Here is a 13,471-nt window from a genome sequence, read left to right as displayed (position 1 = left end):
AGGCAAACCCCGGCGTGGTGCACCCGTGACGGACACACAACAGTGCGGAAGGACAAGGCATGACCGTGGTGACGACCGGCCCCGTAGCGGATCTGGTTGCGGGTCTCGGCGATGCTGTGGTGACCGACGGCGACACCATGATCGCCTACACCCGCGATCAGGCGCTGCTCTCGCCATCCGGTCAACCGATAGCAGTGGTTCGTGCCAGGACGGTCGACGACGTCGTCACGACGCTGCAGACTGCCTACCGGTACAAGATTCCGGTTGTCACGAGAGGTGCGGGGACCGGCCTGGCAGGCGGTGCCAATGCGCTCGAGGGGTGCATTGTCTTGAGTACCGAGAAGATGAACCGCATTCTCGAGATCGACGGGCAGTCCCGTACTGCGACGGTCGAACCCGGTGTCATCAACGGCGACCTCGCTACTGCAGCAGCAGAGCGAGGACTCTGGTACGTGCCCGACCCGGGCAGTCGTGCCATCTCCACGATTGGTGGGAACCTCGCGACAAACGCCGGTGGGCCCTGTTGCGCCAAGTACGGGGTGACCGGTGATCACGTCGCCCGGATAAAAGCGGTGCTCGCCGACGGCCGGATCATCCACACTGGTGCCGCCACCCGCAAGAACGTCGCCGGCCTGAATCTCACGCAACTGCTGGTCGGGTCCGAGGGCACTCTTGCCGTCATCGTCGAGGCGTCCATGCGGTTGCGCCGAAAACCGGCGCACGCATCCACTGTGGTGGCGGCGTTCGCCGACCCCGTCCAAGCCGTCGACGCGGTGATGGCGATTCAGAACGTGGCCGACCCGAGCCTGGTCGAACTCATGGACCACAACACGATCACCGCGGTCAACGACATGACCCAGATGGGCCTCGACGAGAGCGCCGGTGCGCTGCTACTCATCCAGTGCGACGGCGAGGCCGCGGAGGCGGAAACCGATCGCATCGCCGAAGCATGCCGTAGTTGTGCGGCGACCGAACTCTTCGTGACCACCGACCCGGTCGAAAGCGACGGGCTCATGCAGGCTCGGCGTGTCGCGTTGACCGCCCTCGAACGCTGCGGCAGTACGCTGCTCGACGACCTGGCAGTGCCGGTGCCCCGGCTACCGCACATGCTCGATGCCATCAGCCGTATCGCGGACCGCCACCACCTTTTTGTCGGCACCTTCGGGCACGCCGCGGACGGAAACCTCCATCCCACGATCGTGTTCGACGCGGCTGACCCCGACGCATCCGACCGTGCCTACCGCGCCTTCGACGAGATGGTCACCCGGTGCTTGGCGCTGGGCGGATCGATCACGGGGGAGCACGGCGTCGGTGATCTCAAACGCAACTACCTCGAGACGATGGTGGGCACACGCGAGCGAGTGCTCATGGGTCAGATCAAGGCGGTGTTCGACCCTACCGGGATTCTCAATCCGGGACGCGCGATATGACCGCCATCCCCGCAGATATCGATCCCGAGTCCTGCCTCGAACGGTACCCATCCCCGACGACGAAAGGCCACGATGAAGCCAGTGAACCCCCTCCCGCGGCCACAACACCGTCCGGCCCACGAACCTGCGGGGCCCCCGGGGTCGAGCACGCTCACCATGACCGACCTCCTGTGCACGCTGGAAGCGCTCACCGGGGTTCGCCCGCCGTACGTCACCCAGGACACCCAGCCGTCGGACAACCCGCCCCACCGGGCGGAAGCGTGCTGAATCTGCCAGTGCTCACCACCCCCGGGTGGCTCGGCGTGTGTCTCATACTGAGACTCGTATCACATTGAGACGCCGTACGCTCATGCATGTAACCGGCGGAAGAACGGGGCGTGTAGGAATCATGACCGCTAAGGATCTACGGGTAGCACGTGAGCGTTTTCTCTCCGAGCATCATCTCGACAGCTCCATTCGGCAGGACATCTACTCTTCCTGGCAGCGGTCGAAGTCACTGAAAGTGGTACCTGATCAGCTCGACCTCCCGTATGTCCGGGAGCCGGACCTGGACTCTCCCCTCGTCACGGCAGCCGGACCGGTCTTGAAACAGCTCGCGGACGGGCTGGTGGACGAGCCGGTCAGTGTGATTCTGACATCCGCCGACGGAGTGATCTTGACAAGGATCGCCGCCAGCCAGCGGCTCAATCGCACGCTCGACGCTGTCAGCCTGGCGCCAGGTTTCAGCTACTCGGAAGAATTCGCAGGTACCAACGGTATCGGCACTGCCCTCGAGACCCGGCAACCAACCCTGGTTACCGGCGCCGAACACTACGTCGAATGTCTCGGGCAACTTGCCTGTGCCGGTGTCCCGATCACCCACCCGATTTCCGGAGCTCTCGTCGGCGCGCTCGACCTGACCGGCTGGGTCGAGGACGGGGGACCACTGCTGGCCACCCTGGCCAAATCCGCAACCGCCCAGATCGAAGGGCGGCTCCTCGCACAGGCCAGTGCCGAGCAGACAGCGCTCCTGAACGCCTACCTGAAGGCTGGTCGGCGGGCACCGCAAGCAGGGGTTCTCGCTCTGGGTGACGATCTGGTGCTCCTCAACCGTCGCCTGCGCCTGGCACTGGATGCCCAAGACCAAGCTGCGCTGCTCGAGCACGCTGTCGACCTCACAGGAATGCCTGCCACACATCGGCATATCGTCGCCCTACCCAGCGGACTGTCGGCGCGTCTGTCGTCCACCGAGGATTTTGGATTCGGATCGCGACGGCAGATGGCTTTGTTCTACGTACACCTCGTCGACACCCCCAACTCCGCGATCCCGGCAACAGAGAAACATGAATCCCTGCCCGGTATCACCGGCAGCAGCGCTTCCTGGCGCCGTAGCTGCCAGCAGATCGCCCGCTGCGCTCGCGAACAACAGTGGGTCACGGTTTCCGGAGAGCCTGGAAGCGGTCGCACTGCAGCGCTCAAAGCGGCTGCTATGGTCCATATTCCGGTTCGAACGCGAATCTTCGGTGGGGCGGATCTGTCGGGGGACAGTAGCGCCATGCAGGCGCTTCGGCAAGAACTCGAACAGGACCGCTTCAGCATCATCCTCCGCGACATCGATCTGCTCGACGAGGAGCATCAGAGATCTGTCGCCGACCTCATCTCCGGACGCGAGCACGCCGGCTGGATCGGTGTAACCATCGGCGCTGCAGCGCACAACACCGATCTCGACACGCTGATCCTGCCCTATTTCAGCCACACCGTGCCCGTGCCCGCGTTGCGCCACCGCATCGAGGATCTCCACGACCTGGTACCGCTCCTACTCCGTCAGCTGGGCCACGGGGCAGAGCTATCGCTCGACCCTGCGGCAATGCGTCAACTGTGTAAATACAGCTGGCCCGGAAACGTGAGCGAGCTCCGGCAGGTCCTCCAGGAAGTGGTGCAGCGGCAACGCTCCGGCATCGCCGGAGTCGATCGGTTGCCACCGGTGTGCCGGGCGCTGAGCAGGCACACACTCACACAGATAGAGGCCCTGGAACGAGACGCCATCGTCCGCAGCCTCGAAGAAAACCACGGAAACAAGAAGGCGGCGGCAACTGCGCTCGGCATCTCACGCGCGACGATCTACCGGAAAATCAAGGAGTTCGGAATCGGCTTGTAAGTCGTCTCCCAAGCATGAATTGGCCGCCCCGCGGCCACGCGGAGCTACTCGGCTATCGCGGACACACCCGCGTCGTGGCTTCCCGCCTCGGGTCCGGATTGCTCAGTGCGCAAACCCGATACGGACCGGGAAGCCGCGCGAATCGCGGCGAATCAGGTGCCGAACGTCCTCTGTGGTCGTCGCCAGTTCGGGGGAGCAATCTTCCTGTGTCCGGAAATGAGACGGCCGTCACACCAGTTCCGCCGGACCATGGGGAATACCGAGATAGTGCACTCGGTACGAAACCCGAAATCTAGCGCGGCAACCGAGAAGGCGATTCTGATGACGACAAACCCGCATACTCTGCACACAACGACTGGGCGAGAGCGCTCCGGTAGTGGCCGGGTCTGGCTGGTGGCTCCACTGTGCACGACGGCCGCCCCCACCGACCGTCCTCCCGTGCGTGATGACCTGATGCGGACCTGGTTGCCGGACGGCGACGCTACCTACCGCAGCCCCGACGGCCGCCGCAAGACCACCTGGGCACAACTGCATGCACAGTTCGATCTGGTGGAGGTGACGTCATGACGAACCTCAAGTCTCGCCACCTCGAAACAGCGAGCACGTAAGCCGGCGTGAACCCGGCTGTGCATTGCGCTAGCTTCTTCCCGGGCCCTCGGAGCTACAAGCGTCTCAATATGACTCATTATCTTGATCAGTTACAGAAAGCCGGGGCATAGTCTGCCCGTGTCTTCGACAACGGATTTCGCACGACAGTTGCGGCTCGCCGATCTGCGTGTGACCCAGCCGCGGCTTGCGGTATTGGAGGCGGTGCAGGCGAATCCCCACGCCGACACGGAGAGGATCCTCGCGGCGGTGCGCGGTGTTCTGCCCCGAGTATCTCAGCAAGCGGTGTACGACGTGCTTCACGCGATGACCGCGGCAGGGTTGGTGCGGCGGATCCGACCGTCAGGCTCTCTGGCGCGCTACGAGTCTCGGGTCGGTGACAATCACCACCACGTGGTCTGCCGGTCCTGTGGGGCCATCGCTGACGTCGACTGCGCCGTCGGTGACGCTCCGTGCCTGACTGCTTCGCACGACAACGGATTTCGTGTCGACGAGGCGGAGGTCATCTTCTGGGGCACGTGCCCCGACTGTTCCCCATCACACCGCTGACAACCCGATCCACCCAACACAGCCCGGATTACTCCCTTTTTGGAAGGAAAGCAGTGACTGACATCCAGACCATCGCAGAGGAACACCCTCCGATCGCCGAGGCCCAAACGGAACCCGCGCAGAGCGGCGGCTGCCCCGTTGCCCACGGTCGGCTGAAGCACCCCACTGAAGGTGGGGGAAACCGTGACTGGTGGCCGAACCAGCTCAACCTGAAGATCCTGCAGAAGAACCCCGCCGTGCGCAATCCCATGGACGAGGACTTCGACTACGCCAAGGAATTTGCGGCCGTCGACCTCGACGCTCTGAAGCGTGACATCGAGGAGGTCATGACCACCTCACACGAGTTGTGGCCCGCCGACTTCGGGCACTACGGCCCCCTCTTCGTCCGCATGGCATGGCACGCGGCGGGCACCTACCGCATCACAGACGGTCGCGGCGGCGCCGGCGCCGGGATGCAGCGGTTCGCGCCCCTGAACAGCTGGCCCGACAACGCGAACCTCGACAAGGCGCGCCGACTCCTGTGGCCGGTGAAGAAGAAGTACGGCAAGACGGTGTCGTGGGCCGACCTCATGGTCTTCGCCGGCAACGTCGCACTCGAGTCGATGGGCTTCGCAACCTTCGGATTCGGCGGAGGCCGGGTGGACCGGTGGGAACCGGAAGAGGACGTGTATTGGGGTCCTGAGCTGACCTGGCTCGGCGACGATCGCTACACCGGTGACCGAGACCTCGAAAAGCCGCTCGGGGCAGTTCAGATGGGTTTGATCTACGTCAACCCGGAAGGCCCGAACGGCAACCCGGACCCGCTCGCCGCGGCAACGGACATCCGGGAGACGTTCGCCCGGATGGCGATGAACGATGTCGAAACGGCCGCGCTGATCGTCGGTGGCCACACCTTCGGCAAGGCCCACGGCGCCGGCCCCGCCGACCACGTCGGCCCGGAACCCGAGGCCGCACCGCTCGAGGAGCAGGGCCTGGGCTGGAAAAGTACCTTCGGCACCGGTAAGGGCAAGGACACCATCACCAGTGGCCTCGAGGTGACGTGGACACCCACCCCGACCACCTGGGACAACAGCTTCCTGGAAACCCTGTACGGCTACGAATGGGAGCTGAGCAAAAGCCCCGCCGGAGCCAACCAGTGGGTCGCAAAGGACGGCGCCGGTGCCGGCACCGTGCCCGACGCCTTCGACCCCTCGGTGCGGCACGCCCCCACTATGCTGACCACCGACCTCTCCCTGCGGATCGACCCGGCTTACGAGAAGATCACCCGTCGCTGGCTCGACCACCCCGAGGAGCTCGCGGACGAATTTGCCAAGGCCTGGTACAAGCTGACCCACCGCGACATGGGCCCGGTCGCCCGTTACCTCGGACCGCTGGTCCCGCAGGAGACGCTGCTGTGGCAGGACCCCATCCCCGCCGTGACCCACGACCTCATCGGCGCCGATGACATCGCCCTTCTCGAGGGGCAGATCTTGTCGTCAGGACTGACTGTCCCACAGCTGATCTCGACTGCGTGGGCGGCAGCGTCGTCGTTCCGCGGAAGCGACATGCGCGGCGGCGCCAACGGTGGCCGTATCCGTCTCGAGCCGCAGGCGAGCTGGGAGGTCAACAACCCCGACGAGCTCGCGCACGTGGTACGCACTCTCGAGGGCATCATGGAGTCGTTCAACTCCGCCCAAAAGGGGAATACCCGGGTGTCGTTCGCCGATCTGGTCGTGCTGGGCGGAACTGTGGCTGTAGAGCAGGCCGCCAAGAACGCCGGACACGACATCGAGGTGCCCTTCATTCCGGGACGGGCCGATGCAACGCAGGATCAGACCGACGTGGAATCCTTCGCCGCTCTCGAGCCGAGCGCGGACGGGTTCCGCAATTACCTCGGGACGGCACACCGGCTGCCCGCCGAGTATTTGCTGATCGACAAGGCGAATCTGTTGAACCTCAGCGCTCCCGAGTTGACGGTGCTGATCGGTGGCTTGCGGGTGCTGGGCGCGAACCACAACCAGTCGTCGCTGGGCGTGTTCACCGCACACCCCGGGTCGTTGACCAACGACTTCTTCGTGAACCTGCTCGATCTGGAAACGGTGTGGGCGCCCACGTCTGCGAACTCGGGTATTTACGAGGGTCGGGACCTCACCACCGGTGAGGTGAAGTGGACCGGCAGCCGTGTCGACCTGCTGTTCGGGTCGAACTCGGAACTTCGCGCACTGGCCGAGGTCTACGCCGCCGACGACGCGAAGACGAAGTTTGTGCACGACTTCGTCTCCGCATGGGACAAGGTGATGAACCTCGATCGGTTCGACCTCCGCTGACCCGTGGCACCCGGGTGTGCCACCCCGCGAGCTCACCGCTCCGGGGTGGCCCACACCCGGCACGCGGTTGTGCCACTGTCAGATTTTGTCGACTGACGCTTCCCGGTCAGAGCACAGATTCGAGCCAGGCGGCTGTCTCGAAGAGTCGTTGTTCGGCACCGGGACGCCCGATCAACTGCAATCCGAGGGGAAGGCCCGCACTGTCACGCCTGCCAGGGATCGTGACCACCGGCAGACCCATGGCCTGCCACGGTCGGCTCATGATGGGCGTCCCTGTCGCGTCGTGGCCGTGCGGCGCGGCGCCGAGAGCCGCGGGCCCGAGGATTGTTTCGTCCTCGTCCAACGCCGAGAGCAGCAGCTGTCGGGTCTCGCGGATTCCGGCGAGGGCGGCACGGTAGTCGGCTTCTGCGGTCGCCGCCCCCGCGGCGAACAGTTCGGCGAGGGGTGTGCTGATCTTGTCGGTCTGCGCGGCCTCGGCGGCGCGTTCGCGGGCTGCTTCGTACGCCATCACCGTGTGGTGGTGTTCCGTCAGTGCCACAACCGTTGCGGCGGAATCTAACTCACGGCATTGGATCCCCGCCGACGCGGCGGAATCAGCGGTCATCCTGAGCGCCGCTGTCATCTCTCGGGACACCTCGCCGAGCTCGAATCCGCTCCATAGCCGCAGCCGGTGCGGAGCGGAAGGTTCGAGAGCGGGCGTTCGCGTGCCGTCGCGCAGTGCTGTCCACGCGAAGTGGAGATCGGGCACGGTTCGTGCCAGCAGCCCCACCGTGTCGAGACTGGGACTCAGCCCGGTGATGCCCGCGGTCGGAAATTCGCCGTGAGCGGTGACGAAACCTGCGACTCCGCAGAACGACGCCGGCCTCGTCAGTGACCCCGCGGTCTGTGTACCGAATGCGAGCGGCACCATGCCCGCGGCCACCGCTGCCGCCGAGCCGCTCGACGACCCGCCGGGGGTGTGATCCAGGGCGCGGGGATTACGGGTCGGGCCGGGCTTGAAGTACCCGAACTCGGTGGTCACCGTCTTACCGAACGGGAGTGCGCCGAGGGCACGCGCACGCGCCACACAGTAGGCGTCCGTCGTCGCGGAATCCGCACTCCGCAGCTCGCTGCCGCAGCGCGTCGGCATACCCGCGACGTCGATGAGATCCTTGACTCCGACGGGCAGGCCCCAGAGCGCGCCGTCCGGGCCGCTGTCCTGGATTCGGGCGGCCGCGGACCGCACCGCATCGGCATCGAGGTGGGCCCAGGCGTGAATTTCCGGCTCGAGGTCCGCGATTCGTGCGAGTGCCGCCTCTGCCACATCGATGGGCGTTGTCGCGCCCGTCGCCAGCTGCTCAGCCAGGTCCCGGAGTGGGCTCGGTGACCGTAGTTCCGCCTTCATCGCATCGCTACCATCGTGTCGTCGCTCGTCGTCTCGGTCTGCCCGGTGAGCGCTCGGGTGCGCATCACCGAGAAGAGGCGGTCGGCTCGTGCTTTCGTCTCCCCGGACGGCACCGACAACAGCGCGACGATGATGGACACCGCCAGCGAGAGGGGTGCCACGGCGAGTGCCGGGTTCGAGAATCCGAGGATGGAGTCCGGTCCCTGCACGACCGGGCTGAGCAGGATGACGGTGACCGACAGGACGAGCCCGACCACGATGCCGGAGATGACGGCACGCGCCGTCATGCGCTTCCAGTACATGGTCAGCAGCAGTGCCGGCAGGTTCGCACATGCTGCGATCGACATCCCGAGTGAGGCGAGGAACGCGACGTTCTGCTTCTGCGCCGCGAAGGCAATGGCGACACCGATGACGCAGGTTGCCACCGTCGCGACCCGGGCCGCGCGGTGCTGGGCCTTCGCCGACACCGATCCGTTCCTGATCACCTGCCCGTACAGGTCGTGTGCGATCGCACCGGAGGTGGCGATCACCAGGCCGGACAGCGCGGCCAGGATGGTCACGAACGCCACGGCCGCGACGAACGCCAGCAGGACACCGCCGCCGACCGTCTCGGCGAGCTGCGCCACCGCGAGGTTGCCGCCCCGATTCTCGGATTTGATCACCTCGACACCGACCAGCTTGGCGGCGCCGTAACCGAGCACGGGAACCAGCAGGTAGAAGGCGAAGAAGATCCAGATCGCGGTGTAGGCGGACGTTCTCGCCTGCTTCGCGTCCGGAACGGTGAGGAAGCGGATCATGACGTGCGGCAGGCCGAGCACGCCGAGGACGAGCCCGACGGTCTGCGACAACTGGTCGAAGGAGGCGGCACCGGACGTACGCTGCGGCGCGACGAACGATTGCCCGAACTCGGCGAGCGCGGTGCTGAACGGGCCGAAGGGATTGAAATCGAACCGCACCAGCACGAGAACGAACAGCACGACGGCGCAGACCATGAGGAGACCGGTCTTGATGATCTGGATCCAGCTGGTGGCGAGCATGCCACCCACCAACGTGTACGCCGTGGTGAGTGTTCCGATGATCAACACGGCCACGGCGTAGTCGAGGTCGAACAGCAACGACACCAGAAGCGCGGCACCGACCAGCTGCGACACGAGATAGACCACGCTGATCACCACAGTGCTGATCGCCATCATCGACCGCACGTCCTTGCCGGGGAACCGGGTGGCGAGAACATCCGCCAACGTGAAGCGGCCGAGGTTGCGCAGGGGTTCCGCGATCAGCAGCATCGCGAGGACGAACGCGACGGGCACGAATACCGCGAGGTAGAACCCGTTGAAACCGGTCAGCGCGATCGCGCCGGTGACTCCGAGAAACGAGGCGGCAGAGATGAAGTCGCCGGCGATGGCGACACCGTTCTGCCTGCCGGTCAGGCTGCCGCCCGCGACGTAGTGATCGGCGGCGGACTTGTTCCTCTTGGAAGCCCACGCGGTGATCATCAGGGTGACAACGACGAGGGCCGCGAAAAGTGCAGCGGAGACGAGGTTCATGGCGCATTATCCTTTCGCCGGCGAGACGGTCCGGGAGTCGAGTTCGGCTGCCCGCGCCATGTAATACCGGGCCACGACGATGGCGACGACGAATTGCGCGACCGCGTAGAGCCACGCCACGGTGACGCCGCTGAAGACGACGCCGTCCAGCAGCGAGGTGAACCCGCCGAGGATCGGCAGGGGCAGAAACAGTGCGAGGACCAAGGCGCTGAGACGAAACGTCAGGGCGGCACGCGTGTCTGCGAGCGCCTGCAGGTCGGATTCTTGTGGGACTTGTTCGGGCGGTGAAGAGGTGACCATGGCTATTTACCTCCGGCTGCGGCGGGAACGAGGGCGGGTGTCACGGTGATCGGATCGGACCATTCGTCGTAGAACAGCCAGTCGGGGGACTCGACCGGAACCGACAAGCGGTGGAATTTGCGTTGGAAGTAGACGAGGCTGTCGCCGTGTTCGCGCGTCTGCACGCGGTCCAGTTCGATGAACATCACCGAATGCGATCCCACGGTCTTGCTGTCCGCGATCCGGCCGGCGAGCACCACGTGGGCGGCGCGCAGGATCGGCACACCGTCGTCGGTGTCGTCTTCCCAGATGTCCCACTGAAACCGGTCGGCCATCGCGACGTGTGTTGCGCCCGCGAAATGCATGGCCAGTTCTTCGTCGTCGCCGGAGAGCACGTTGATACCGACTCTGCCGTTGTTCTGGAATACGTTGTGCATGGCGCTGTTCTGATTTACGCATACGAGTGCGGTGGGCGGTGAGTCGGTTACCGAGCAGACGGCGGTCACCGTCATTCCGCAGCGCCCGGCAGGGCCGTCGGTCGTCACGATGTTGACCGCGGCCGGCAGATTCGCCATGGCGGTGCGGAAGGTCGATTGCATGGTTGTGAGTTCGGGCATTTCGTCTCCATGAGTTGGAACAAGAAGTCGTGTCACCACGTTGCGCCGGCGTTCCTGAAAGAAGGATATGACGCGCGTCATGCACTGGAACATTGGCGGCGACGCTACTTTCTTGCAGTAAGTCGCCTACCCGGGTAGGGGATTCCTTCAGTTACCTACCGCTTCCGTTACGGTCGGTGTTCACTGGACGAGGAAGCAAGCCATCTGTGCGAGGCAGGATTCGATGGATCAGCAAGAAACACGGGTTTACATCGTCGACGACGATCAGGAGTTGTGCGCATCGCTTGCGTGGTTACTCGATTCGGTCAACATCACGTCGGAGTACTACTTCTCGGTGCAGTCCTTCCTGGACGAGTACCGCCGTGACATCCCGGCCTGCCTCGTTCTGGACGTCCGGATGCCGGAAGTCGGGGGATTCCAGCTCCAGGAGGCACTCCTCGCCGACGAATCCCCGATTCCGATCATCTTCGTGTCGGCACACGGTGACATCAAGATGTCGGTGCGGGCACTCCAGCGGGGTGCGCTGACATTCATCGAGAAGCCCTACGATCCGCAGCACATGCTCGACGTCATTCAGGACGCGCTCCGGGTTGCGCGTCAACGATTCGGCGAGCGACGCAACAGAACGGAACTGCAGGGCCGAATAGACACGCTGACGGTGCGAGAAAAAGAAATACTCGCCCTCGTCCTCGACGGATTGCCCAGCAAGAACATTGCGAAAGAATTGGGAATCAGCGTGAAGACGGTCGACGTGCATCGCACCCGTATCAAGGAAAAGACCGGAGCAGAAAGCATTGCCGTTCTCGTACGCGATATTCTGCAGGCCGGAATTGCCGTGACCTGAAATAATTCGGCACTTTTCAGGGGAGTTCGACGACGAGCCGCCCGGATTTTGCGCGCGACACACACGCGGCAATTCTGTCTCCCGCCTTTCTCTCACTCTTGGTGAGGCAATTGTCGCGGTGGTCGGGCTCGCCCTCCAGCACGTCCAGGACGCACGTGCCGCAGATGCCTTCCCTGCAGGACGTGTCGATCTCGATGTCGTTCTCTTCGAGTACGTCGGCGATGGACTTCCCGGCAGGCACTTCGAACACCTCGCCCGTGTCGAGTTCCAACTCGAACGCCGTGTCCGACCCGGTCGCTGTAGGCGTCGCCGCCTCGAAGTGTTCGAAGTGGACCGCGTCCTCACCGACCGCGGGTTCCGCCAACCCGCGCACCCGATCCATGAAACCTTCGGGGCCACAGGTGTAGACGTGCGTTGCGGCGGACGCATCCGCCAGGATCTTCTCGAGGGCGGAGAGCTGATCGTCCCTCGTCAGGCCGAAATGCAGGTGCACGTCCCGGCGGAAATCCGCACTCTCCAGCAGGTCGACGAACGCGGCCTGAGCCCTCGTCCGCGCGAAGTAGTGCAGGTCGAACTGTTGTCCCCGCCGGTGCAACGCGAACGCCAGACTCAGCATCGGGGTCAGCCCGATCCCCGCCGCGACGAGGATGTGCCGATCGGCGCCCTCGGCGAGCGTGAGCAGTGTGCGCGGCCGGCTGATCTGCAACTCGCTGCCGATCGTCACACGATCGTGCAGTGCGGCCGAGGCGCCGCGGGGACCGGTCTCGCGTTTGACGGCGACCACATACGATTCGGACTCGTGCGGCGGGCTGCACAGCGAGTACTGGGTGAGGACCTCGGTGGGGCCGAGGATGTCGATGTGGGCGCCGGCAGGGTACGGGTCGAACGGTGAACCGTCCGTCCGAACAAGCCGGAACGATTTGATGTCCGGCGTTTCGTCGACAATGTCCGCAACAGTGACAGTGAACATGCTCATGGTGATTCTTCCTCCGGTGCTGCGACCGTCGCCCGCGGGCGGGGTCAGCGCATGTACAGGCCGCCGTTGACGTCCCAGCAGGCTCCCGTCACCGACGCGGCCGTCGGCGATGCGAGCAGGGCGACGGTCTCGGCTATGAAATCAGGCGAGCCCAGGGTGCCCACCGGAATCGTGGTGAGGATGGCGGCCAGCTTGTCCGCGGGCACCGTCTCCCGCACCACCGGTAGATCCAGCGGCCCGGGGGAGACGGCGTTCACCGTGACACCCGACGGGGCGAGTTCGCGTGCGAAGACCTTGGTCAGTGTGCCGACGCCGCCCTTGGCCGCGGCGTAGTGCGCGCCGGTCGCCGTGCCACCGTTCTGCCCCGCCAGCGACGCGATGTTGATGATTCTGCCGTATCGCTTCTCGGCGAAGTAGCTTCCGAACACCTGGCAGCCGAGAAAGGCGCCATTGAGGTTGATCTCGACGATGTCGGAAAATTCCTCCGGCGCAATGTCCATCAGCGAGCCCGTCTGCGACCGGCCGGCGTTGTTGACGAGGACGTCGATGCCGCCCCACTCCTGGATCACCCGGTCACGGACGGCTTCGAAACTCTCCCGTTTCCGGACGTCCAACTCCACGCCGATGGCCGTGTCACCGCCCGGATCCAGCTTCGCCGCGGTCTCTTTCGCGGCACCGCTGTCGATGTCCGCGACCGCGACGCGGTACCCGCGGTCGTGCAATTGGTGTGCGATCGCGGCACCGAGGCCGCGTCCGCCGCCGGTGACTACTGCGACAGAATCCACGTCGAGCTCCT

The 13,471-nt window shown here is 64.9% G+C and carries 12 protein-coding genes; 6 read left to right on the top strand and 6 right to left on the bottom strand.

What is annotated here, in order from left to right; genetic code table 11:
- Positions 1-59 precede the first annotated feature (59 nt).
- The 5 genes from R4P95_RS05695 (at position 60) to katG (ending at position 7,028) form a co-directional block, all read left to right on the top strand.
- Complete coding sequence (locus tag R4P95_RS05695) at positions 60-1,430, top strand: FAD-binding oxidoreductase (protein ID WP_317743836.1); 1,371 nt, start codon at positions 60-62, stop codon at positions 1,428-1,430.
- A 388-nt stretch (positions 1,431-1,818) separates the two neighbouring features.
- Positions 1,819-3,567 carry a sigma-54-dependent Fis family transcriptional regulator gene (locus R4P95_RS05690; RefSeq protein ID WP_317743835.1) on the top strand — a complete coding sequence of 583 codons (1,749 nt, stop codon included), beginning with the start codon at positions 1,819-1,821 and terminating at the stop codon, positions 3,565-3,567.
- A gap of 438 nt (positions 3,568-4,005) precedes the next feature.
- Complete coding sequence (locus tag R4P95_RS05685) at positions 4,006-4,134, top strand: hypothetical protein (protein WP_283254035.1); 129 nt, start codon at positions 4,006-4,008, stop codon at positions 4,132-4,134.
- 159 nt (positions 4,135-4,293) lie between these two features.
- A complete protein-coding gene (locus R4P95_RS05680; protein WP_317743834.1) occupies positions 4,294-4,722 on the top strand; it encodes a Fur family transcriptional regulator in 429 nt (142 codons plus the stop codon).
- Between the two features lie 71 nt (positions 4,723-4,793).
- A complete protein-coding gene (gene katG, locus R4P95_RS05675; protein ID WP_317743954.1) occupies positions 4,794-7,028 on the top strand; it encodes a catalase/peroxidase HPI in 2,235 nt (744 codons plus the stop codon).
- A gap of 106 nt (positions 7,029-7,134) precedes the next feature.
- Here katG and R4P95_RS05670 read toward each other — a convergent pair whose 3' ends face one another.
- Genes R4P95_RS05670 through R4P95_RS05655 form a run of 4 tightly spaced genes read right to left on the bottom strand, consistent with a single transcriptional unit; the run spans position 7,135 to position 10,855 of the window.
- Entirely contained in the window at positions 7,135-8,412 is a 1,278-nt protein-coding gene (locus R4P95_RS05670; RefSeq protein ID WP_317743833.1) for an amidase, read from the bottom strand.
- Positions 8,409-9,959, bottom strand: coding sequence for a cation acetate symporter (locus tag R4P95_RS05665; protein ID WP_317743832.1), 1,551 nt, complete (start codon positions 9,957-9,959; stop codon positions 8,409-8,411). The genes R4P95_RS05670 and R4P95_RS05665 overlap by 4 nt, the downstream gene beginning before the upstream one ends.
- A gap of 6 nt (positions 9,960-9,965) precedes the next feature.
- Entirely contained in the window at positions 9,966-10,259 is a 294-nt protein-coding gene (locus R4P95_RS05660) for a DUF485 domain-containing protein (protein WP_317743831.1), read from the bottom strand.
- A 2-nt stretch (positions 10,260-10,261) separates the two neighbouring features.
- Entirely contained in the window at positions 10,262-10,855 is a 594-nt protein-coding gene (locus R4P95_RS05655; protein ID WP_317743830.1) for a flavin reductase, read from the bottom strand.
- A 223-nt stretch (positions 10,856-11,078) separates the two neighbouring features.
- On the opposite strand from R4P95_RS05655, the gene R4P95_RS05650 reads away from it, so the two are divergent.
- The gene (locus R4P95_RS05650) at positions 11,079-11,699 is read left to right on the top strand and encodes a response regulator transcription factor (RefSeq protein WP_007301658.1); all 621 of its coding nucleotides are present in this window, start codon (positions 11,079-11,081) and stop codon (positions 11,697-11,699) included.
- 16 nt (positions 11,700-11,715) lie between these two features.
- Here the strand turns inward: R4P95_RS05650 and R4P95_RS05645 are convergent, their stop codons facing one another.
- Together R4P95_RS05645 and R4P95_RS05640 are read right to left on the bottom strand one after the other, a co-directional pair.
- Complete coding sequence (locus R4P95_RS05645) at positions 11,716-12,675, bottom strand: PDR/VanB family oxidoreductase (RefSeq protein WP_317743829.1); 960 nt, start codon at positions 12,673-12,675, stop codon at positions 11,716-11,718.
- Between the two features lie 44 nt (positions 12,676-12,719).
- Positions 12,720-13,460 carry an SDR family NAD(P)-dependent oxidoreductase gene (locus R4P95_RS05640; RefSeq protein ID WP_317743828.1) on the bottom strand — a complete coding sequence of 247 codons (741 nt, stop codon included), beginning with the start codon at positions 13,458-13,460 and terminating at the stop codon, positions 12,720-12,722.
- Positions 13,461-13,471 lie beyond the last annotated feature (11 nt).

It is taken from the genome of Rhodococcus sp. IEGM 27, from assembly GCF_033142305.1.
GTDB classification, from domain to species: Bacteria; Actinomycetota; Actinomycetes; order Mycobacteriales; family Mycobacteriaceae; genus Rhodococcus_F; species Rhodococcus_F oxybenzonivorans.
This window is presented reverse-complemented; position numbering and strand designations above follow the sequence as displayed.

Bases quoted from the DNA above. Each gene is read 5' to 3' on its own strand.
- R4P95_RS05695 (WP_317743836.1), top strand. From the start codon at position 60: ATGACCGTGGTGACGACCGGCCCCGTAGCGGATCTGGTTGCGGGTCTC.
- R4P95_RS05690 (WP_317743835.1), top strand. From the start codon at position 1,819: ATGACCGCTAAGGATCTACGGGTAGCACGTGAGCGTTTTCTCTCCGAG.
- R4P95_RS05670 (WP_317743833.1), bottom strand. From the start codon at position 8,412: ATGAAGGCGGAACTACGGTCACCGAGCCCACTCCGGGACCTGGCTGAG.
- R4P95_RS05665 (WP_317743832.1), bottom strand. From the start codon at position 9,959: ATGAACCTCGTCTCCGCTGCACTTTTCGCGGCCCTCGTCGTTGTCACC.
- R4P95_RS05660 (WP_317743831.1), bottom strand. From the start codon at position 10,259: ATGGTCACCTCTTCACCGCCCGAACAAGTCCCACAAGAATCCGACCTG.
- R4P95_RS05655 (WP_317743830.1), bottom strand. From the start codon at position 10,855: ATGCCCGAACTCACAACCATGCAATCGACCTTCCGCACCGCCATGGCG.
- R4P95_RS05650 (WP_007301658.1), top strand. From the start codon at position 11,079: ATGGATCAGCAAGAAACACGGGTTTACATCGTCGACGACGATCAGGAG.
- R4P95_RS05645 (WP_317743829.1), bottom strand. From the start codon at position 12,675: ATGAGCATGTTCACTGTCACTGTTGCGGACATTGTCGACGAAACGCCG.